This window comes from Acinetobacter lwoffii (genome assembly GCF_024129595.1).
GTDB classification, from domain to species: Bacteria; Pseudomonadota; Gammaproteobacteria; order Pseudomonadales; family Moraxellaceae; genus Acinetobacter; species Acinetobacter lwoffii_O.
Window position 1 is genome coordinate 1 of record NZ_JAMXXS010000040.1, and the last position, 22,260, is coordinate 22,260.

16 protein-coding genes are annotated in these 22,260 nt (G+C 37.8%); 11 read left to right on the top strand and 5 right to left on the bottom strand.

The features are described from left to right. Positions 1 to 979 precede the first annotated feature (979 nt). The gene (locus NI466_RS13725; protein WP_004280222.1) at positions 980 to 1,741 is read left to right on the top strand and encodes an alpha/beta fold hydrolase; all 762 of its coding nucleotides are present in this window, start codon (positions 980 to 982) and stop codon (positions 1,739 to 1,741) included. A 15-nt stretch (positions 1,742 to 1,756) separates the two neighbouring features. Here the strand turns inward: NI466_RS13725 and NI466_RS13730 are convergent, their stop codons facing one another. The 5 genes from NI466_RS13730 to tssH form a co-directional block, all read right to left on the bottom strand. Then, positions 1,757 to 2,698, bottom strand: coding sequence for a M15 family metallopeptidase (locus NI466_RS13730; RefSeq protein ID WP_253173847.1), 942 nt, complete (start codon positions 2,696 to 2,698; stop codon positions 1,757 to 1,759). A gap of 125 nt (positions 2,699 to 2,823) precedes the next feature. Then, positions 2,824 to 3,636: a type IVB secretion system protein IcmH/DotU gene (gene icmH, locus NI466_RS13735; protein WP_253173848.1), complete on the bottom strand. Its 813-nt coding sequence runs from the start codon at positions 3,634 to 3,636 to the stop codon at positions 2,824 to 2,826. A gap of 7 nt (positions 3,637 to 3,643) precedes the next feature. Then, the gene (gene tssK, locus NI466_RS13740) at positions 3,644 to 5,008 is read right to left on the bottom strand and encodes a type VI secretion system baseplate subunit TssK (RefSeq protein WP_253173849.1); all 1,365 of its coding nucleotides are present in this window, start codon (positions 5,006 to 5,008) and stop codon (positions 3,644 to 3,646) included. An 8-nt stretch (positions 5,009 to 5,016) separates the two neighbouring features. Then, on the bottom strand, positions 5,017 to 6,120 hold the full coding sequence (gene tssA, locus NI466_RS13745) for a type VI secretion system protein TssA (RefSeq protein WP_253173850.1): 1,104 nt from the start codon (positions 6,118 to 6,120) through the stop codon (positions 5,017 to 5,019). Between the two features lie 51 nt (positions 6,121 to 6,171). Further along, complete coding sequence (gene tssH, locus NI466_RS13750) at positions 6,172 to 8,838, bottom strand: type VI secretion system ATPase TssH (RefSeq protein WP_253173851.1); 2,667 nt, start codon at positions 8,836 to 8,838, stop codon at positions 6,172 to 6,174. Between the two features lie 354 nt (positions 8,839 to 9,192). Here tssH and NI466_RS13755 point away from each other — a divergent pair, with 354 nt between their 5' ends. From NI466_RS13755 to NI466_RS13800, 10 genes are all read left to right on the top strand, one after another. After that, complete coding sequence (locus NI466_RS13755; RefSeq protein ID WP_253173852.1) at positions 9,193 to 9,876, top strand: hypothetical protein; 684 nt, start codon at positions 9,193 to 9,195, stop codon at positions 9,874 to 9,876. Positions 9,877 to 9,890: 14 nt separating this feature from the next. Then, positions 9,891 to 10,400: a type VI secretion system contractile sheath small subunit gene (gene tssB / locus NI466_RS13760; protein WP_180087331.1), complete on the top strand. Its 510-nt coding sequence runs from the start codon at positions 9,891 to 9,893 to the stop codon at positions 10,398 to 10,400. Beyond that, positions 10,387 to 11,868 (top strand): type VI secretion system contractile sheath large subunit, encoded by a 1,482-nt coding sequence (tssC, locus tag NI466_RS13765; RefSeq protein ID WP_253173853.1) that lies wholly within the window; start codon positions 10,387 to 10,389, stop codon positions 11,866 to 11,868. The genes tssB and tssC overlap by 14 nt, the downstream gene beginning before the upstream one ends. Before the next feature lie 51 nt (positions 11,869 to 11,919). Beyond that, complete coding sequence (locus NI466_RS13770) at positions 11,920 to 12,423, top strand: Hcp family type VI secretion system effector (protein WP_253173854.1); 504 nt, start codon at positions 11,920 to 11,922, stop codon at positions 12,421 to 12,423. 77 nt (positions 12,424 to 12,500) lie between these two features. Beyond that, on the top strand, positions 12,501 to 12,989 hold the full coding sequence (gene tssE / locus NI466_RS13775; protein WP_071851320.1) for a type VI secretion system baseplate subunit TssE: 489 nt from the start codon (positions 12,501 to 12,503) through the stop codon (positions 12,987 to 12,989). Then, complete coding sequence (gene tssF, locus NI466_RS13780; protein WP_253173855.1) at positions 12,986 to 14,794, top strand: type VI secretion system baseplate subunit TssF; 1,809 nt, start codon at positions 12,986 to 12,988, stop codon at positions 14,792 to 14,794. Before tssE ends, tssF begins: the two co-directional genes overlap by 4 nt. After that, entirely contained in the window at positions 14,758 to 15,753 is a 996-nt protein-coding gene (tssG, locus tag NI466_RS13785; RefSeq protein WP_180087336.1) for a type VI secretion system baseplate subunit TssG, read from the top strand. Before tssF ends, tssG begins: the two co-directional genes overlap by 37 nt. Beyond that, complete coding sequence (locus NI466_RS13790) at positions 15,750 to 17,189, top strand: hypothetical protein (protein ID WP_253173856.1); 1,440 nt, start codon at positions 15,750 to 15,752, stop codon at positions 17,187 to 17,189. The genes tssG and NI466_RS13790 overlap by 4 nt, the downstream gene beginning before the upstream one ends. A gap of 34 nt (positions 17,190 to 17,223) precedes the next feature. Then, on the top strand, positions 17,224 to 21,057 hold the full coding sequence (gene tssM / locus NI466_RS13795) for a type VI secretion system membrane subunit TssM (RefSeq protein ID WP_253173857.1): 3,834 nt from the start codon (positions 17,224 to 17,226) through the stop codon (positions 21,055 to 21,057). A gap of 287 nt (positions 21,058 to 21,344) precedes the next feature. Then, complete coding sequence (locus NI466_RS13800) at positions 21,345 to 22,106, top strand: OmpA family protein (protein ID WP_435575026.1); 762 nt, start codon at positions 21,345 to 21,347, stop codon at positions 22,104 to 22,106. The last annotated feature ends 154 nt before the right edge of the window (positions 22,107 to 22,260 follow it).

Sequence of the window (22,260 nt, forward strand, 5' to 3'; positions counted from 1 at the left end):
TAGAGCTAAAAGACTCGGTTTGAGATTCAATCTAATTGCTGGAATTTATAACTTGGAGCTGAGTAAAAAATGATTTATGAAAGAGGTCTATTCTCGAACGTTTTTCGCAGTAGACTAAAAATAAATAAGTCTGTTTTACAATCAAATTTTATAGATATTAAAACCTGAAAGACCATCTCCCGAATATCATTTAATAAAGAAAATGTTAAGTTAATTTAAATTTATTTTAATGTGAATACCTCATACCTCGGGGATATATCCACTGTATTCAATCTATTGATAAGAATAAATGAATAATCGTGGTTTTGTAATTTCTAAAAAATGTCTTATTTATGCGGTGTATTTCTTGAACAGAACAATTTAAGTAGGATAGCGTGATTGCACGCTTATATAAGCTACTAATTTAAGCATATTAAGATACTAAAATAGCCTAAGCAAAACATAAGTTTAACAAGTTTCTCAAGAAAGGGAAAAGGGGGAATTGATAATACTGATGTTTACTGCCTGTAACTCATTTGGTCTTAAGACAGATTATTTTTAAACAGAATCAAGTCGATTAATAAGCTACTTATGAATGGTCGATCTTTAACAAATTATGAGCAGTGAATATTAAGGAAGATTGTTTAAATTACCTCAGTCTATTTGGATAATAACAGCGAGTTAGTTTTAAGAAAAAACTCCGAATTAAAAGTGGTTTATGTGTTATTAAATCCCAGTTTTAAGGTTTTCATTAATTTTATTTAGTCTGCCCCACAACTCAACCATCTTCTTTCATATTTATAGCCAGATATCCATCCAGATCTAAAATCGTAATTTTAAATACTTACAAATCGATTATGAATTATTTAGCCTAAGCAAAATATATCCCCATAAAATAGCCTAAGCAGGATTTTATATTTAAAAATTTCGCAATTGATTAATTCCCAATATAAATCCATTATAAACACTTAAATAAAGAAAGAAATCACGGAATTCTCAAATGATCCTAAATTATCAACTCCAACACCACGAAACGTCAGTACTATCTCCAATGATTTTTATTCATGGTTTATTCGGTAGTTTAAGTAATTTAGGAATACTAGCTCGATATTTTTCTGAGCAAAGAACCGTGCTTCAAATTGATGTACGCAATCATGGTCTTTCTGGTCATAGTTCAGACTTAAATTATCAGTTCATGGCGGAAGATGTCCTAGAAACTTTATCAAGTTTAAATATTCAAAAGTTCATAGTAATAGGGCATTCTATGGGCGGAAAAATTGCTATGAAATTGGCTGATTTAGCCCGAGTACAAACTGAAAAGTTGGTCGTTCTTGATATTACACCAATCCAATATCATGAGAGTCATCATACTGAGATTTTTAAAGCTTTATTTGCTGTGCAGCAAGCAAATGTTGCTTCACGACTTGAGGCAGCAAAAATTATGCGTGAATACATTCATGAAGAAATGGTAATTCAGTTTTTATTAAAATCCTTTAATAAAGGGCAATGGCTCTTTAATGTTCAAGCTTTATTTGATCATTATCCAGATATTATGGCTTGGGAAAAGGTCGAAAAAGTTAATCAGCCAGCTTTATTTCTTCGTGGCGGTAATTCTTTTTATATCTCAAAACCTGAACATTTTGCGGCAATCAATGAACAATTTTCTCAGGCGAAAATTGAATGCATTGAAAATACAGGACATTGGCTGCATGGTGAAAAGCCAGATGAAGTCATTAAACATATGCAGACTTTTCTAAATTAATTTACGATTTCGCACTCAAGGCTGAAATGTTTGAGTCTGTAATTGTCCTTCATGAATGAGTTGATGCGCCATTTCAGCTGTTTTCTTTAAACCGGGCATACGATATTCAGTATGTCCAAAATCTTTAATGGATTTCCAGCGACCGCCCCAGGTTAAACCCACCGATTCTGCAATCTGGCCATACAGTTCATAACCACGCATGCCCCATGGATCACGTTCACTAATCACTACCTTACCATTTCGCTTAAAGGCAATATCTGCAGCCAGCCCAAACTGATGATAACTTTGAAAGCCTTTGGCCTTGGTAATATTGCTGTTGGTCGCCAAAGAGTTTTGCCTTTCCGGACTTCGATAACCTTCGAGTAAAACCAGCTCATAACCATGCTGTTCGCGCATAATTTTAAAAACCATCAGTAAGCGCTGTTTAAATCGCGGATTCATCTTATGCCATTTACGGTCTGCTGTGCTGATATTTGGATTTATATGAATGTCTTCAATATTCAGATTAAGGCTTTGCGCTGAAATTACAGAATGATTTGCTAAAACTTCTTCTTGTAAGGCTTCAATAATAAGCTGTTCATCGACTTCAGTTGGAGCTGTTAATATTTGCCCATCTAATAATGCATAAATCTGTGGATCAACTTTCCTTAAATATTCAGCTTCAAACTTACTTGCAGTAAGTGGCTGCGTAAAAGCGAATATTAAAATACTGCCAAATAAGCTAAATCCTGCAATCAAAATCCACCATTGCTGCAAATACCACTCAGACTGAATATGCTCAGGCGATGCCGCCTGATAAAATTTCTGAACAAAATGTTTTGCTTGAGAAAATTGTTGCTTGCTTTGTGGAATCAAACCAAGAAATAAATCCTGTATTCTTAATCGAAACTCGTAGGACAGCAAGACTAACATAGCCAGACTTAATACAGTAAAGCTGCTTAATATAATCAAAATCATCAGTTAAATGATTGATCTAATAATGATTCAAAAAAGTTTTTTATTCATTGATATAAATTTTCCAACGGCGTCATTTTTAAGTCTTGATTTTTATATGTGTCCATCATATTTATTTGAAAATTGAGTTAGGGTAAATGAATCGTAATATAAGCTTGTTCAGCAGGAGTGCTAATCAAATTTTGATATTGAGAAAACACAGCAGCTTGTTCTGTTGACAAGGCATATTTAAAAACCACAAAGCTGATCACAGCAAATAATAATAAAAATATCAGAATCCAGAAAAATGGTAATTCACGATGGATGATATGTCGGATTTGATCTGGAATTGCTGAAAAAGGAGAAAAAGCAACTTTTTTACACTTGAGATAATCAATCTGATCTCCGATACGAGCAATCAGACTATTTAAATGCTCAATAGATTCAATTCGATACTTTCCCTGGAATCCCAATAAAAGGCAATAATGATATACCTCTAATACTGCCAGACGTTGCTTATCTTTATGGCGTATTTCTTCCAGATGTTCAAAGAAGCGAAAACCTGCAAGTTGTGAGCCAAACAGGATCAACTGCAAGGGACTGATCATCCAGGCATTTTGCAGATCAAAAAATTGCTCATCCTGCTGCGTGACAATTGTTTCATCTACTAAAGCGCAATAGGCATATTTTGCATCTTGAATATCTTTAGCTGAAAATTGCATCTGACGTGCCTGATGTTCAAAACTTTTCAACATCTCCAGAATTTTTTCACGAAAGGCTTCAATATCTGTAGGGAGATAATGATTTTTTAACAGGAAAACAATATAGAAGCCGTCATGCAGTAAATCTACCAGACTATTCGTATAGGTAGGGTAGCTTTCTACAGATTGCATGGCTGTATAACCGGCCCCGATTTGATCATCATCAAAAAGTGAAGAAGGAGAATTAGCGATTGTATTCATTTTTATTTTATCCATTCATGACAGCAATCAGTTCAACCGTAATATCCTTAAAACCGTTCGAGATATAAACACAAATTGATTCTGAATCCAGCATGCGCTGATACAGTTCATTATTTGGTTCGATCTCGAAATAATGCACACCGGAACGTACTGGAATTGCAGTAGGAACCTGCATGAGGTGCTGGACGGGTACAGCAGGCAAAGCTGCAACCACACGTTGTTCTACATCTATGCTACTGCCGACTTTAAAACGGATCGGAACATAGGCAATCAGATCATGTGCAGGCATAATGCTACTCGATACAGCAAGATATAGCCGGGTATTGCGACTGATCTTGTCAGTCTCCAGACTACCGAGCCAATAGGACGGGCGCGTTTCTTTTAAGCTGATGCTGATATATCGATTCGAAATAATTGTATCGAGTAAATCTCTGAGAATAATATCAAGCTGATTGAAACTGTCATACAAATGATGATGCTGATACTGCGGTAGTTGATCAATGTCATAGGCTGTTGAAAATGTGAGTAAGGAGCCGCTTAGTCTTAAAAGTTCCGCATATAGCCGTTCCGGATGAATTTGGGGATATTGCAAAATATGATTTAAGGTTGCATAAGCAGTATTTAAGGCATTCACTAGCCAGAAAGAGACGATATCCCCAGAACGGAATTCAATCAGTTTCTGTTCATTTTCCCGATTATTGGATTGAATCGTTTTAATCTTAGCCCGGATGATATTTAAAGTTCGCTTTAAATTGTCTAGCAGATATTCACAGGCCTGAATATGTAAAATTGGAGGAATAAATTTATGATCAAAATTAAAATTTCCCGAACTTTGTCTTTTGATTTGAGCAACCGGAAGATATAAATAACCATCCAGAGGCTGCTGAGGTTCATGGCCAACTTCAAAAAGTTTAAATTCTGCCCGACGGCGTAACAGGGTGATCTCCGCTGTAGTGGCATCGGTGAATAAATCATGAGTAGAGATTAAATGTGAGTGATAACGACTCGTCTGAGTGTTTTCAGCATGACTTACATTCTGCTTGTTCGGTTGTAGCATTGGTAAAGCCAAATAAATTTGCATTTCACCACGCAGGTTTAAGGTATCCAGTTGTACCGGTTCTGGTAATAAATCCTGTGCAGGTGCCTGATAAATTTCACCATCTTGCCAGATCATTTCAATTTTGCTCAATGCCAATATATGCATATTGAATTGAGCTTCATCAAACTGAATAGACTGTATTCCGTGAGCAAAAAGAAATGTCGCCCGAATCATATGACTCAAGCGTTGTTCATGATAGGCATCCTGTAATTGAAAATGCTGCGGTCTTAAAAATAGACCTTCGCCCCAAAGTACTTTTTCTGCTTTAAACATTTTAATATTTACCACTCATTCTTAGGTTCATCGTTGGCATATACACCCAGTAATTCATGTACATTTTCAATCGGATTATCGTTCTTAATGACTTGAGCCAGCCATTCATGTAATGGCATCTGACTCCATTTGATTGTCTTTTGCAGCATGTAGCTTACTGGACTATGTGGTTCATGCGATTGAAAATATTCAGATATTTGTTGTAATAACTGCATCGCCTGTTGACGATTGGCCAGATGATTTTGGGCGTGAAGTCGAAATTCTTGTATATCTTCAAGCGAGGTATTCATTACTATTATTTCAGGTATTTTGAGAGTGCCGGATTGCGATGTATTTATTTGATCCTGAGATATTGGAGAAATATCAGTTTTATAAATGCGTTTGATACTAGAAAAGATTGATTCCAGTTGAGAATCTGTGCTCGCGTAACTCGGTGCATCCGGGCCCAGCAAAAGATCCAGTGTATTTTTAAGGCGTTGCCATTGTTTCTGAATTTCCTGAAAATATAGTTCATTCTGGTTTAACACTGTTTGAGGAGTCTTCAGCAACAATTGCTCAAAATACTCCAAGTCCTGAACAGCATTATATTCAGAAGAATCATCTTGCTGCTGTTTGAGCTGTATATTGCGCTGATGCAGTAATACCTCATAATCGCTTAAACTATAAAAAGGTGCAGAACTGACCAAAGGCACCTGTTTCATCAGCGTTGGCAGTTGCGCAATCAAACCTTTTAATAATCCCAAACGCTGATCAAGATCATCCTCTTCGATTTGGGGATGTAAGGTTAACCAATATCGCTCAAGGCTTTGCTGGGTCAACTCTAACCCTCTGACAATCCCTTCAAAACCATAGAAATGACTCCAAGCCTCTATGAGCCAGCTATATAGGCGTATATCCTTGGTTTTTTCAGTTAATAATTCAATTATTTTATCGTGTACAAGTTGCCAATTGGCCTGTTTCGGTTCCGAGACCCAGTCACCCTGGTCCAATAAAGGATCATCGCGAGTTCTGGCTTTTTTAATCACATGAAAATCATTTGAAAATGAAAAATCCATGCCACAGGGCTGATCGGCTGAAATACTTTTCAATAAATATTCAAATTCCAGACTCATATTTATTCCAACTATTATATTTTATTTATTATTAGCTTTAATTTACTTCTACTAGGCAGCATCTACTTTACTGTTTTTAGACCGTACTTTTGGTGCTATTTTAACTTTAGGATCTACGCTATAAAAAATTTCATCATTCTTGATCTCAATATGAATCAGTTTAGGGAGCTTTTCCTCACTCATGGCCGTCAGTATTTCTGTAGCCAAAGCAGGTAATACTGAAGCATTTAAAATATGATCAATATTGCGCGCACCGCTATCTACTTCTGTACATCGGCTGAGTAGAAGTTCTAGCAAGTCCTCACTATAAGTAACCTGCGTGGCATATTGCTGCTGAATACGTTGGGTAATTTTCCCCAGTTTATGCTGAATGATCTGGATCAATAGCTCATCATGTAAAGGATAATAAGGCACAATTTGCATACGCCCTAAAAATGCCGGTTTAAATTGCTGATACAAACTTGGTTTGAACAGTTCAATTAAGCTTTTTGCATCCGGCCAGTTTTCGACGGGTTGATTTACACAAGCCTGCATAATGGCACTGGAGCCAACATTGGAGGCCAACAGGATTGTCGTATTTTTAAAATCAATTAGACGGCCTTCACCATCTTCCAGCATTCCTTTATCAAAGACCTGATAAAATAATTCCTGCACATCAGGATGAGCTTTTTCGATTTCATCTAATAAAACCACGCTATAAGGATTACGGCGTACCGCTTCAGTCAAAATGCCTCCTTGACCATAACCGACATAACCTGGAGGAGCACCTTTTAAGGAAGATACGGTATGAGCTTCCTGATATTCCGACATATTTATCGTGATCAGATGTGATTCTCCTCCATACAATTCTTGAGCCAAGGCCAGGGCAGTTTCAGTTTTCCCCACACCACTTGGGCCAAGCAATAAAAATACACCTTGCGGTTTATTCGGATCATCCAGTTTTGCTTTAGATGTCTTAATACCTTGGACCAGTTGATGCAAAGCAAAGTCCTGACCCATTACACGTTGCGATAATTTATCTTGTAATTTTAATACCTGTCGGATTTCATCATTCATCATTTTACCTACTGGAATTCCGGTCCAGTCAGAAATGATCTGATTAATCATAGGGACTGTTACACGTTCAAACACGAGTGGGTTATCAGCCTGAATCTGAGACAAACATCGCTGTAATACTTTAATTTTATTTTTATTTTCAATTTTTTTGGATTGAATCTGTAATAATTTTATTTCCTGAACCAATTGAAGTTCTTGCTGCCATTGCTGTTCTACCTGAGAAATCTCTTGTTCCAAATTTGAAATATTTTTTGATAATTCAATTAAAAGTGTCTGATGACACGGAAAATTTTGATGCTCCTGATTTAAAATCTCATGTTCTAGCCGAAAATTATGCAGTTGTGCCTGTAACTGTTCTAACTTTGCAGGTTGCGCATTCTGGCTCAAGGCAACCCGTGCCGCGGCTGTATCCAATACACTAATGGCCTTATCCGGTAATTTCCGTCCACTGATATAACGATGTGAATTACGCACCGCAGCAGTAATTGCTTCATCATCAATCTGCAACTGAAAATGCTGAGTCATGAGCGGAATCATGGCGCGCAACATATTAATTGCGACTTCTTCATTAGGTTCTTCTACCTTTATCACCTGAAAACGACGGCTGAGCGCAGCATCTTTTTCAAAATATTGTTTGTACTCCGCCCATGTAGTCGCGGCGATGGTACGCAGTTCTCCTCGTGCCAAAGCTGGTTTTAACAGATTGGCAGCATCATTCTGACCAGCCTGACCACCTGCACCAATCAGCGTATGGGCTTCATCAATAAACAAGATAACAGGATAACTGCAGGACTGAACTTCTCGAATAATTTGCTTCAGGCGATTCTCAAACTCGCCTTTTACACTCGCACCTGCTTGTAATAAGCCCAGATCCAATACATGAAGTTCTACATTTTTGAGTACATCAGGTACTTGATTATTCACAATTTTCAGGGCTAATCCTTCTACCACAGCTGTCTTACCGACTCCCGGGTCGCCGGTGAGTATTGGATTGTTCTGACGACGGCGCATCAGGATATCCAGCATCAAACGGATTTCAAACTCACGACCGATCACCGGGTCGATTTGGCCTTGGCGTGCTTTTTCAGTTAGATTAATAGTGTATTGATCAAGTGCCGATGTTTTATTTAATTTTAGCTGTGCGTTAGGTGAATCTTCTTTTACCTTAGTAAGCTGAGAATAGCTCATATTTTCAATACTTTGCTCACAGAACTCTAAAAATCGGTGCTTCAAATGATCAATTGGAAGCTGCTCAAATAAAGTAGAAGCACGAATTGTCATTTGATATAGATCAGGCGCAGTGAGCAGGGCAACCAGTAGATGTCCGCTGCGGATCATCGGATTTTGCTCTGCTGAAGCCAAAAGCCAGGCATGTTCTAATACACGAATAATGGATTTGGCAAAGATAGGTGTACGAGAATTTCCTTTAGTCATTTGCTGAATACTCTGATTCAGATCATGGGTGAGATCATCTTCGGAAATTTCATATTTTTTGAGCAATAGTTTGAGATCATTCAAGTCTGGTTGCTGTAGCAATTCTAAGAGAAAATGCTCAATTTCGATTTCATAATTTCGCTGTTTGATGCAGAAATTCGCTGATTTCTCAAGGCATAGGCGTGCATGCTCAGATAATTTTGTAATCAAAATTTTTAAATTACTCATATTTTTCTCTTTTAGAATATAATATACAGCCTGATGTTTTTGGAATTTATAGCTATATATTTGTTATTATTAGGTTTATTTTTATTTATTTATGTTTTTCTATGAGCAATCAAGATATATTGGCTCAAGATTTTTGGCATATTCTACTCAAGTCTATCCAAATGTCTGCATTCATTGGTCGGAATCTTACCATTTTAAAAATTACATAAAATAATTTAACAAAAACGCATTTATGTATTGACTTCCTGTGATAATTTTTTGTTAAATCCGCAACTAGATTTTTGAATTATAAAAATAGAAAAATAAATTTTGATTATAAAAATATAAAACAATAACCAAAAATTGAGGCTTATTTTGAAAAATAATCTAGGTTTTATTGTATTGCTCATCTCAGGGATGGCGCAGCTATGTTTTGCTCAAACCCATGCAGCAGAATTAAAAAAATCATGTATCAAGAGCTATCCACAAGCAAAAAATGATACTGATTCAACTATCATTGATTTATACCAGCAGTTATGCGACAAGACAGCAAGAAAAAATATGCATCTGCAGCAGCAATTGTCTACCCAAATTGCCAAACGCTATGTTGAAGTCGGTGATCATCTGAAAGCGCTCAATTTAATCGAGCAATTACATCAGCAAAATTACATTCATCAGAATTTAACTGATCTGAAATTCCTGGCAGGGATCGGGATCTCTTCCCAAAGCCTAGAACAGATGCGTAGTACAGAAGTCCGTGCCTTAAATGACTTTACCTACCCACAGGCCAAATCGCTGACTGAACATATTTATCTGGCACAGCCTGTAGCAAAATTTTCTGAATCTGCATCAACGACGGCGCGGAATTCAAAAGTAAAAAATACTAAAAATAAACCAAATAACTCAGTAAAACAAAGCCTAAGTCAAAACAAAAATAAAGTATCGAAAAGCAATCTAAAAAATAATAGGGCTGCTATCAGTAATAAAAAAACAGAAAGTATCAGTACACGAACCCACACTCCTAGTACTAATCCATTTGGATCATTAAATAATAATTAATAAGGAAAATCATGATGGCTAAACGTGAAAGTGTACAAAAAAAATTACAGCGTATTCGACCACCACGGGTGCAATTGACCTACGATGTTGAGGTAGGTGATGGCCGTGAAGTCAAAGAGTTACCTTTTGTAGTGGGAGTTTTGGGAGATTTTTCAGCAGCGTCTGAACTTGAAAAAACCAAGCTCAAAGATAAAAAATTTATCAATGTAGACTTGGAAAATATTGATGAGGTGATGCAGTCTCTGGCGCCTCGTGCCAGTTTTCAGGTGGAAAATAGTTTGACTGAAGAGAGTGGTAAAATATCAGTAGATTTGGTTTTTAATGCAATGGATGATTTTCGGCCAGAACAGGTAGTCCAACAAGTCGAACCTTTGCGAAAACTGGTAGAAGCACGAGAACGTTTAACTGATTTACGCAATAAAATATCCAATAATGAACGTCTAGAAGATTTACTGGATGATATTTTAAAAAATACCGACCAAATCCGTAAAATGAGTATGGAGGCAGACAATGAATCACTCTAATGCTGCAACTACCACGAATGTTGCTATTGAAGAATACTCAATTCTGGACTCTATTGTTGAACGTAGTCGAATTGCGCGTAATGAAGAAGAACATGATCGGGCCAAAAGTTTGATTGGTGAGTTGGCCAAGGAAGTCATGGCCGGTACCGTTATAGTTTCAGACAATATGACCTTGGCTTTAGATAAACGCATTGCAGAAATTGATGCGCTTATTTCTACCCAGCTGAGCAAGATCATGCATCACGAGCAGTTTCAAAAAGTTGAGTCCACCTGGCGAGGGCTGTATTACTTTTGTCAGGAAACGCCATCACACTCTTTAATTAAAATTCGTATGTTGAATACGACCAAAAAAGAATTGATTAAAGATTTTCAAAGTGCCAGCGACTTTGATCAAAGTACTCTATTTAAAAAAATCTATGAAGAAGAATATGGTTCATTTGGCGGTGCGCCTTATGCGACCCTCATTGGTGACTTTGAGTTTGATCGCACACCTTCAGACCTGTATTTGCTCGAGCAGATTTCACATGTAGCATCAGCGGCACATGCACCGTTTCTCTCAGCTGCAAGTCCTTCCATGTTCGGATTGGAAACTTTTACTGATATTGATCGCCCACGCGATGTTTCTAAAATTTTTGAAACAGCTGAATATGTGCAATGGCGTTCATTCCGGGAAAGTGATGATGCTCGTTATCTGGCATTGACTATTCCACGAGTATTAGGCCGTTTACCTTATCATCCTAAAGATGGCAATACGACAGCAGGCTTTAACTATGTAGAAGAAGTTTCAGGTGAAAATCATAATGAATACCTGTGGATGAATGCTGCTTATGCTTTGGGGACGCGTTTAACCAATGCCTTTGATATGCATGGCTGGTGTGCTGCGATTCGTGGGGTTGAGGGTGGCGGTTTGGTCGAAGGTCTGCCAGTGCATACCTTTAAAACCAATGATGGAGAAATCATATTTAAGTGCCCGACTGAAATTGCGATTACGGACCGTCGTGAAAAAGAACTCAGTGATCTTGGCTTTATTCCATTAGTACATTGTAAAAATACCGATTATGCCGCGTTCTTCGGTGCCCAATCTACCCAAAAACCAAAGAAATATGATAACGATATTGCCAATGCCAATTCCGCATTATCCAGTCAGATACAGTACATTATGGCAGTCTCGCGAATCGCTCATTATTTAAAAGCAATGATGCGAGATAAGGTGGGAAGTTTTACATCTGCAGGAAATGTCGAAGCATTTCTAAACGACTGGCTGTCTCAATATGTACTTTTGGATGATGGCGCTTCACAGGAAGCCAAAGCACAGTATCCACTGCGTGAAGCTTCGATAAAAGTTGTAGAAAATCCGGCTGAACCTGGACATTACAAATCTGTGGTCTTTTTGAGACCGCATTTTCAGTTAGACGAGTTGTCTGTATCTTTACGACTGGTCACTGAGTTACCGCAGTCGAGTCATTAAGACCGCTGCTAAAATTATAAGAATATTTATAACAACAGGAAAATTATTAAAATGAAAGACATTTACATCCAGTTTCGTGGCAAATATAAAGTTGATGGTGAATCTCGTGATTCAGAACATAAAAGCTGGCTAGAAGCAAATTCCTGGTCGCACAACATTCGTCAGCCAAAATCTGCCACATCTTCCAGTGTAGGCGGTCATACCGCAGAACGAGTTGAACATTCCGACATGATTTTTATGAAAGATCTGGATGCAACCAGCCCAAAACTTTGGGAAGCTTGTTCGGCAGGTTATACCTTCGATGAGGTACAAATCGATTTTTATCGTGCTAATGGTGATAAACGCGTTAAATACCTGCAAATTAAATTAAAACATGTGCTGGTTTCTCAGGTCACTCCGACAGTAAATCAAGAAGGCATTCCAACAGAAGCTTTTGGTTTGAAATATGCAGCAGTTGAGTGGACGTATAATCAGCAAGATATTAATGGTACACAAAAGGGTGCCGTGACCAAGAAATGGTCATTATCAAATAATACTGCTTCTTATGCAGCGTAATTTGACCTTTTTTAGAGGCTGGTCTTGATCAGCCTCTCTGATATTTATAAAAATAAATAAAATTAGACTATAACAATATGAATTTGGATCAGCTTTACCCTTACGGATTTAGAACAACATTATTTGACCGTCTATTACCTCAGGACATTCAATGTTCTCAAGGGCTTTCATTGCAGGCTTTAAGAGAGTCTGTAGCAGATGATCTGGAAGATCTGTTGAATACTCGTTTAGTTAACTTGGATGTAGATGACAGTTATGACCAGGTCAAACGTTCAATTCTTCAATTTGGCATCATTGATTTTGTAGGTCTTTCAACGGCGAATCCAATGGACCGGGATAAAATCTGCCGCTCGATTGAACATTCTATTCACGCGCATGAACCACGCTTAACACAGGTAAAAGTCGAGATGCTGATGGATGAGCATAATAGGGGAAGTCTGTGTCTAAGTATTCAGGCATTTTTAAATATTTATCCTCTATATGAACCCGTAATTTTTGACGCATTCCTAAAGCCTACTACGCAACAATACGTAATTTTGTCTAAAACATCAGCAGGTGTGCTGTGATCGAAGAATTATTACCGTATTACGAAAAACAATTACAGGAATTTGGGCAACAATCACGAGATTTTGCCAATAAATACCCAAAAATTGCCCAACACCTTTCGTTGAATCAAGAGCAGATCGATGATCCGCATATCGAAAGATTGATTCAGGCATTTTCCCTGATTTCTGCCCGAATTGATAAAAAACTGCACGATAGTTATGAAGTATTTACACGTGCTATTTTTGAGGTGATGTTTCCACAGTACCTTAAACCTTTTCCAGCATGTTCAGTGGTCAGTTTTGACGATGCCAGTAAAATCCGACAGCTTAAAAGTAGCCAGCAGATTCCCAAGCAAACTGTATTAAAATCAAAAAGTATCCGTGGGGTACAGTGTGAATATCGTACGGCAAACCAGGTTAATTTATTACCAATCGCCTTAAAATCTGTTAATTTTAAAACGCATGCTTCGACTCATGTTCATTTAAATCGAAATGCAACCTTGAGCTTTGGTTTTGAAATTTTTAACCAGCAGCAGCGACTGTTGGAACAACAGAAATTACCTATTTATCTGGATGCAATTTCCAGTGTTCCATTGCAAATTCTGGATTGTATTTTTAAACCGGAGACGGGTTTTTCTGTAATAGCTCATAATCAAGAGATTGATTTTCAAAATCCTTTTGAACTGATGGGATTTACTGAAGCGGAAAGTGCGCTGCCAGTTGATCAACATACTCATCATGCCTATCGTTTATTAATCGAGTATTTTTGCTTTCCAGAAAAATTTAATTTTCTTAACCTCAATCTGAGTTTTTTAAAAGAATTAAATATAGAAACTACAGACTTTGAGCTACACATTCATTTTAAAATAAACCTGAATGATCAAGTCGTGGTCAGAGATTATTCAGAATTAAATAGCGCTAATTTCAAATTATTTGCGACACCAGTTATAAATTTATTCCCTAAGCAGGCTGAACCGCAGAAAATTGATCATTTTCGCCTAGAGTATCCATTAATGAGTGATGTCCATCATCCTGAGTATTTTCAGGTGTATGCGATCACCGAAATGAAGTTATTGAGAGAGAAAAGCGAGAACAGTCAAACGACCTATCCCGTATTACCTTTTTTTGCCATGAGTCATTATCATCAGGCCGATATACAATTTTATTATCACCTGTTGCCCGAGCAGAATAATAACAAGCATATAGGACTGAAATATTCGATTATTTCCAAATTTTTAGAACCACAGAAAATTTCATCAGACTTTATCAGTATGCAGTTGTTATGCAGCAATCGGGATTTGCCTTATGAAAGTTATCATAAAGATCAGAATAGCTTATCTCTCAATGACAATAGTTTAGCACGTAAAGCCGTGTTATTGAAAAGACCCAATTTACCTTATTGTTTTGATCAAAATCAGCAAGAACAGTGGCGAATTATCTCGCATTTATCATTGAATAATCTGTCTTTAATGAAAGCAAATACAGTCAGTCACATTAAGGAATTACTCGAACTGTATAACTTGCCGCAATCCAAAGACAACCGGCTAATTATTAATTCAATTCAATCGATCCAGTTTTCTCTGACCCAGAAGTTGCGTGAGCATAAACCATTTCCACTTTTTGTACGGGGTGTCAAAGTTGAAATTCAGATCGATACAGAAGTCTTTAGAGGAGCCAGTCTGTATATCTTTGTGCAACTTTTAAATCACATTTTTAATTTGAAAGTTCAAATGAATAGTTATGTGGATATGCACGTCATTGATTCAAAGTCAAAACAGGAGTTATACCAATGCATACAGAATGTTGGTGGCAAAAGACTTCTGTAGTTGATCGGCTCTTTCAGCAGCCGACCAGCTTTGAATTTATTCAAGCCACGCGATTATTAAGACATGCACCTGAACGAAACAGACATCAAGAATGGAGTAAATCATTTCAATTTATTAGTTCACTCAATCTTAATTTTCCGACTTCTGAAATTGAATCATTGCAATGTGAAGATCATAAAGTGCAGATGACCAATTTAATCGTAGGGTTGACTGGCGTACAGGGCGTATTACCTTATATCTATACAAATAAAATTAAACAGAGTACCCGGGCACACAGAGAAGAAAGCTTACACTTTCTCGGACTATTTAATCATAAATTAACCGCCCAATATGTCGATGCCTGTTTGAACTATCATTTACCAATGCGTTATGAAGTTGAGCAGGAAAATCATTATCTGAATATGCTTCATGCTTTGAGTGGCTATAGCAGTCAACAACATGAACAGCAACCTATAGATGATTATTTTGCTGAGTTTTCAGGCTTGATGCAGGGGCAAAATAATACCCATTATGCTTTAAGCAGCATATTGTCCTGTATTTTTAAATATCAATTTGAGATTAATGAGTTTATTCCGGAAAGCTTTCAACTGAATGATCAGCAAAAAAGCAGTTTAGGAGCTTCGCAACCAATTTTATTGGGAATCAACAGCTTCTGTGGAGAAACCATTCAGCAAGTTGATGAAAAAATTGAAATTGTTATTGGTCCATTAAAACGTGAAGACTATCTAAAATTTTTATCTGAAGGAATACATAGCGCCAAATTGAAAGAGTTACTTCAAACCTGGTGTAGCCCGACCATGTTAGTGGATCTTCGGTTGATTCTAGACAGAGATGAATTATATCCAGCCCAACTCAGAGAAGTACATTCGATGGGGCTGGCCAGAGGAGCCTTATTAATGCCGAATCAGGCAATCCACCATGCGGAAACCTGCTATAGCCTGATAGGAAAAATGTCATGATTAAGCATATTATTCGGACTGTTATAGTTTTATTCATTATAAACAGTTCTCTTATCATTTATTACTGGCGAGATACTCAATACGATCCATCAAATATCGATTTCCTATTATATTTTGGAATTTTACCTTTGTTAATTTGCTTGTTGTTATTAACACCTTATTTTATTTATAAAGCTTTAAAATCCTATAAACAAAGACAGCAAGAACAAAAGGATAGGGCTCATAAATCTCTTCAAGCACAGCAGCAAGAATTAGAGAATAAAGAAGAATTGTATCAAGCGATTGAGAATTACAAACTTAATATTTTTTCAGCTGCCGCCTGGCACAGTTTTGGCAAAAATGCAGAGATCTTGCAGCACATGAAGCAGTTCAAAAGTCCTGAGCTGGACTCAGAACTGCTAAATCGTTTTAGTCTACCTATATTGACATATCGTATTCATGCTGTGGACCGCTTACTCGAAGAAAACGGGACTAGCGAAGAAATGCTTCCAACATTACAGGAACAACGAATTCAACAGTTGATTCAACAACAACTCGAACAGCATGAAGAAAGTCTGAGCTTAATTTCAGAACAGTTAAAACGTTCAGCACTATTTTATGATCACGAACTGGCTTATGAATATCGAATGCATCCGGGATGGATACAGGAGAACTACTGTGAAGATGAAGGAAATATTGCCTCTAATCTAATAGCAGTAAGCCGATTAAATAGGTTGAATCTGCATATTTTATTGGCGGATCATATGACTGGGGAGTGGAGTGATCTCTATCAAGAGCAGCTTATAGGTCAAATTCAACAAAAACATGCATTGCTGCCTGCCCAAATTCATATCAATTTTCACTTTCTGCCTGCTGATCATGCTTATTCAGCTTTGCTGGAGCTATTACAGGAAATTTCAGGTCAATCACATGAGATCAGCTTGATCATTATGGCGGATTCTGAAATTGATCAGGACTGTCTGGATCAGCAATTTTGGCAAAATGAAGAGTATATTGCTGCAGAATATACTGCCAGCTGGTGTTTATCCGCACATGACTTAGAGGTTGAGGGGATGATGCCTTCACGAATATTGACTCTCAGCAAGTACGTCACTGACCTATATGCGTACTTGGGTCAGAATCAGGTTGATCTGTCCTATCAGCTGGAACAGGCACATCCTTTTTTAGTTTTCTTAGATGAAGCCACTCAGTCTAAAACAATGAAAATAATACAAGAAAAATTTACTAATATTGATTTTGAGCCGGAGCATACCATTTATCCTCAAAGCTATTTGGGGCATACCCAACAATTGGCAGCAGTTTTTGCAGCGATGATGTCATCATATCTATACGACAATGTCGTTACAATAAGCTACAGCACACAACAAGAATCAAGCTATTTATGTTTTAAAAATAAAGAAAGTGATCAACTGAATGAAATCTCATTAGTAGCCTAACTATTTATAAAAATTAAAGAAAAAAGGGATAAAAGTGAATACATTATTTTATACAGTCTTGGGGCATGTCTGGCAGTACCTTAGTAACCCTAAAACAATGATGGCCTTATCCTTTTTAGTGGTCATTCTTTCCATAAAAAATACGGTTTCTGATCGTATTTCCTGGATATTGCTGACGGTCTATGTTGCCATATTAATAGGCTGGGGGATTTATACACTTATCCGGCGTTATGGGCATGCTAAAAAGGGCAAAAAAATCGCAACCGTCTTATCTCAAAGTTCTACAGCTGAAAGCAAATACAATAATAAAGAAGAACTTCAGCTGATCAGTCAGCAAGTCAAACAATCTATTCAGCTGATTCGTAAGTCGAAGTTAGGCGATCGTAAAGGTCATGCGGCACTATATGAACTTCCTTGGTATATGGTCATCGGTAACCCAGCGGCTGGGAAAAGCTCGGCGATTTACCATTCTGGTTTGCACTTTCCTTTTGAAGAAACTCATCAGAAAATGGTCTCTGCTGGACTCAGCGGAACACAAAACTGTGACTGGTTCTTTTCAACTCAGGGCATTTTACTGGATACAGCCGGACGCTATTCAGTCTATCCGGAGGAACATTCTGAATGGTTAGGCTTTTTGAATATTCTCAAGAAAAATCGTTCTAAAGCGCCCGTAAATGGTCTTATTGTGATCGTAAGTATCGCTGAGTTGGTCAATCAAAGCCCGGAGAAATCTCTACAACTGGCCAAGAACCTGCGTGCCCGTATTCAAGACCTGACTGAACGTCTAGAAGTTTTTGCGCCAGTTTATTTAGTATTTTCCAAGATGGATCTGATTGCCGGCTTCACGGAATTTTTTGATTGTTATCATGGACAAGAATTGGATCAGGTTTGGGGTGCAACTTTGGCTTATCAACCAGACTCGAGTGAAAATGCTGTTCAGCTATTTGAAAAGCATTATGGCATTTTATATGAGGGCCTGAAAAATGTAAGTATGACCCATTTAACCCGTCGGCATTCACAGCATATTTCACCCAGTGTAATGACCTTTCCATTGGAATTTAAGAGTCTCAAACCGGTATTAAGAACCTTTATCTTCACTTTATTCCAAGACAATCCTTATCAGTTTAAACCGGTTTTTCGTGGATTTTATTTTACCAGCGCCTTACAGGAAGGCTCCATTGAAAGTCCAATGACAGAACAGATTGCTGAGGACTTTCATCTGATCCGTAGCGATAATCATAATCTTGGCCTGTCTAAAGAGTCTGTATCACAGAATCATGGTTATTTTCTGAAAGGTTTATTTTCTGAAGTGATCCTTAAAGATAAAAATCTGGTGAAGCAGCATATTAATCCGGCACGAAAACGCCAACGCTTTATGGCTTTTACCGGTGCTTTACTTACTGTGTCGATGGTGTTGAGTCTATGGGTGTGGTCTTATCGAAATAATCAGCAATTACTGGCCGAAGTTCAGGCGGACTTAAATAAGGTCGTACAGATACAGAAACCGTCAGGAACTGAGCTGGCCACGCCAATCGATGCATTATTAATTTTGCAAGCTCATCTGCAACAGTTAGATCAATTTGATCAGAAGCGTCCATTCAAATACAGTTTTGGTCTATATCAAGGACAACAGATCAGGGAGAAACTGCAAGCTGAATATCTGAAAGGAATTGAGCAATTAGTATTGCAGCCCAGTCAGCAAAATATTGCAGAATATCTGCAACGGGTAAAAAGCAATGCAGCAGTTCTTAAAGAAAATCATATTCATGTGCAAATTAATCCGACTGCACAAGTTCAGCAACTCGCATTAGAACCATCCGACCAAAGTCCGCAAGATGCTTATAATGCACTTAAAACATATCTGATGTTGAGTAACCGTAAATCTATAGATTCCAGTCATCTCAGCGATCAGTTGACACGCTTCTGGCGGACTTGGCTGGATCAGCATCGTGGTCAGCTGCCACGTGCTGAAATGCTGCAAAAGGCCGAGCAGTTACTTAGCTATGCCATGACACTGACAGATTCGAGTTCATTTCCCCAGCTGGATTCCGATACTGTTCTGGTTGAACAGACTCGCCAGGTTTTAACCGCGATGATGACCGGAGTGTCTGCACGAGATCGTGTATATAACAAAATTAAAATGCGGGCTTTGGTACGTTTTCCTGCATTAACGATCAAACAGATGGTCGGGGAGAATGCTCAGACAACCATGTTGGGAAGTTATGCCTTACCCGGTTTTTATAGCTATCAAGCCTGGAACGAATATGTACAACCTGCCATAGAAACCGCGGCGCAAAGCCCAACTGAAAGTAAAGATTGGGTACTTAATACATCACAGTCTGATGATTTGAGTTTTAGTGGCAGTCCTGAACAAATTCGACGCCAGCTGACTGAAATGTATAAAAAAGAATATATCAGCGAATGGCGTAAATTCTTGGGTGCCATTTATTATGCCAAGGCCGGTGACTTTAATCAGCAAACATATCAGATAGATATTCTTGGCGAACCAGAAAACTCACCGATTCGTAAAGTCATACAACGGGTAGCGCAAGAAACCAGCTGGGATAATCCAATGGTACAAGCTGAGTTGGCGGTTCCACAAAAAGGTTTTATTGCCTGGTTTAAACGCAAGATATTGCAACGTCATGATGGCAAGTTGGCACAGAATTCTGCATCGACTTTCTCTCAGGGGATGATTGCCAAAGACTTTCAGATCTTCTACCAGATTGTACGTACACGAGATGATTTGCAGAACCGGTCGCTGCTGGATGAGTATATGCAATCTCTGGCCAAGATACGGAGTCGCTTTAATGATCTAAAAAGTTATGGAGATATTGGTCCGGCGAGCATGATGCTCCTTAAGCAGACCGTTGATGAGCAGAATTCTATCTTTAATATCACTCAAAAGTTTGTGGATGAGAAAATGTCGGTAGGAACCCATGAGCTGGATCAACAGCTGATTAAGAAGTTGTTTAGTGTTCCTCTCACACGTTCCTTTGAAAGTCTGATGCTTCCGGCACAAGCTGAAATGAACGAACTCTGGCTAATACAGGCCTATCAACCATTTAATGCAAATTTATCGCAAAAATATCCGTTTAGCAGTCAAGGTAGCTTACAGGCAACCTCTCAAGAAATTAATCAGATTTTTGGTGAAAATGGCAGTATTTCCCGTTTTGTCAAAGAGCATCTTGATCCCTTAGTGATCCGTCGTGGCTATAGCTTAAGCTCGAAAACCTGGCAAGATTTAGGGCTTAATCTAAATCCTGTGTTTGTTGCAAACTTTCAAAATTATGTCGCGCCTGTGAATGGTATGGCAACTGGTGAGTTAAATAATACCAGTCGTCAGGCAGTGAGACCCAATCAATCTAATTTCCAGTTTTACCCACTGGAACAGGCTCATTTATTGGCTTATACCATTGATATTGATGGACAAAGAATGCTATTTGAAAACGGAATTCAACAATGGGTGAATTTTATCTGGCCAAATTTCGGCGCAATTCCAGGCGCACGGATCACGGTGATTGATTTGGAAGGGAAGACCCATACCATTTTTGATGAGCCTGGGGAATATGGAATCAATCGTTTGATTGATAGTGCTCAGCGTACACAAAAAGGCAATATTTTTGAGATGGTCTGGCGCAGTAAAGAGAATCCTGAACTATTTGTGAAGACCAATTTTCGTTTGGTGAGTGGAAATAATGCAAGTTCTATCGGAAGTAATCCAAGTTATAGCAATTTACAGTTGGTGGATCAGGTTGTTTCGAATAAAGCAGTAAGAGTGGTCGCAGCACAGAATACGACGATGTCAGGAAAAACAGCTCAGATAACTAAGACGACTGCTGCAAACACAGGAACTTTAGCGCCATGATACTCATCAATCATATTGTAAATGGATCACGTGGGTGAATTGATATGAATTAAAAACCAATTTTAGTGTAGAAAATAATTCAAGGTTGGCGGTACTAGAATAGTCTTTAACTGAGAGTCAGATAAGCCTGACTCAAAGCATTAAATTAATTAAATAAACATTAGACCTCTTGCGAAAGTATCGTTTTACCTAATTTTCGAATTGGCTAAAACCTTATAAAATGTAGCTTTGGGCTGTTTAAATTTTGACTAACGCAAGAAGTCTATTTATAGAAGCATAAAATGAAAATAAAAAATAAATACTTAAAGTTAAATAAAATCATTATTTTATTCTGTTTTCTAATTGGTTTTAATGTGCATGCACAACCTGTAATTGCTGAAGGTAATGTACCGAATAACAGTAGTAAGCAAGCTATTTTGGCGAAATTGTATTCAATTTATGGTCAGGAAAATGTGATAGATCGCATTCAGATTCGTCAAGTAGTAGCACCAACGGATTGGTCAAATATAGTCACTGATGTGATTAATGAAGACCTTAAAAAGGTTAAACACGGAATGTTAACAATTAAAGGTTCTGATATTCAGCTAACGGGTAAAGTATCAAATTCTTATGAAATTCATGATACTACAGAAAGATTTAAGGGTTTAACACCCGAAAATTACCGTTTAAATGCACAGCTTTCAGTCAATCAGGCAGAACAGAAGATTATTGATGCTGCATTAAAGAACCGGATTATTGAATTTGAATCTGGCAGTGCAATATTAGCAACTTCAGGTATACAGATACTGGATGAAATGGTCAGTGCCTTAAATAAAGTTAGCGGAAAAAAGATACGGATTATTGGACATACGGATAGTTCAGGCGATACTAATAAAAATCTCATGTTGAGTCAGCAACGTGCAGAAGCAGTAAAAGCTTATTTAATCGCAAAAAATCTTCCAGCGCATTTACTGAGTACTGAAGGTTCAGGTTCAAGTAAACCTGTAGCGGATAATGCAACAGCTGAGGATCGTAAGAGAAATCGTCGGATTGAATTTGAAGTGCTTTAACGTTTAAGTTGCTTGAGCAGCTATAAATATATGGTGAATGACCTGTATGAGTATATTAATAGTTGTTATTCACCAATTAAAATGTCTATGCGATAAACCATTTAAAATGTCCTGTTTTTAACCACAAGAGTCAAGCACAGGATTTAACTTTCTT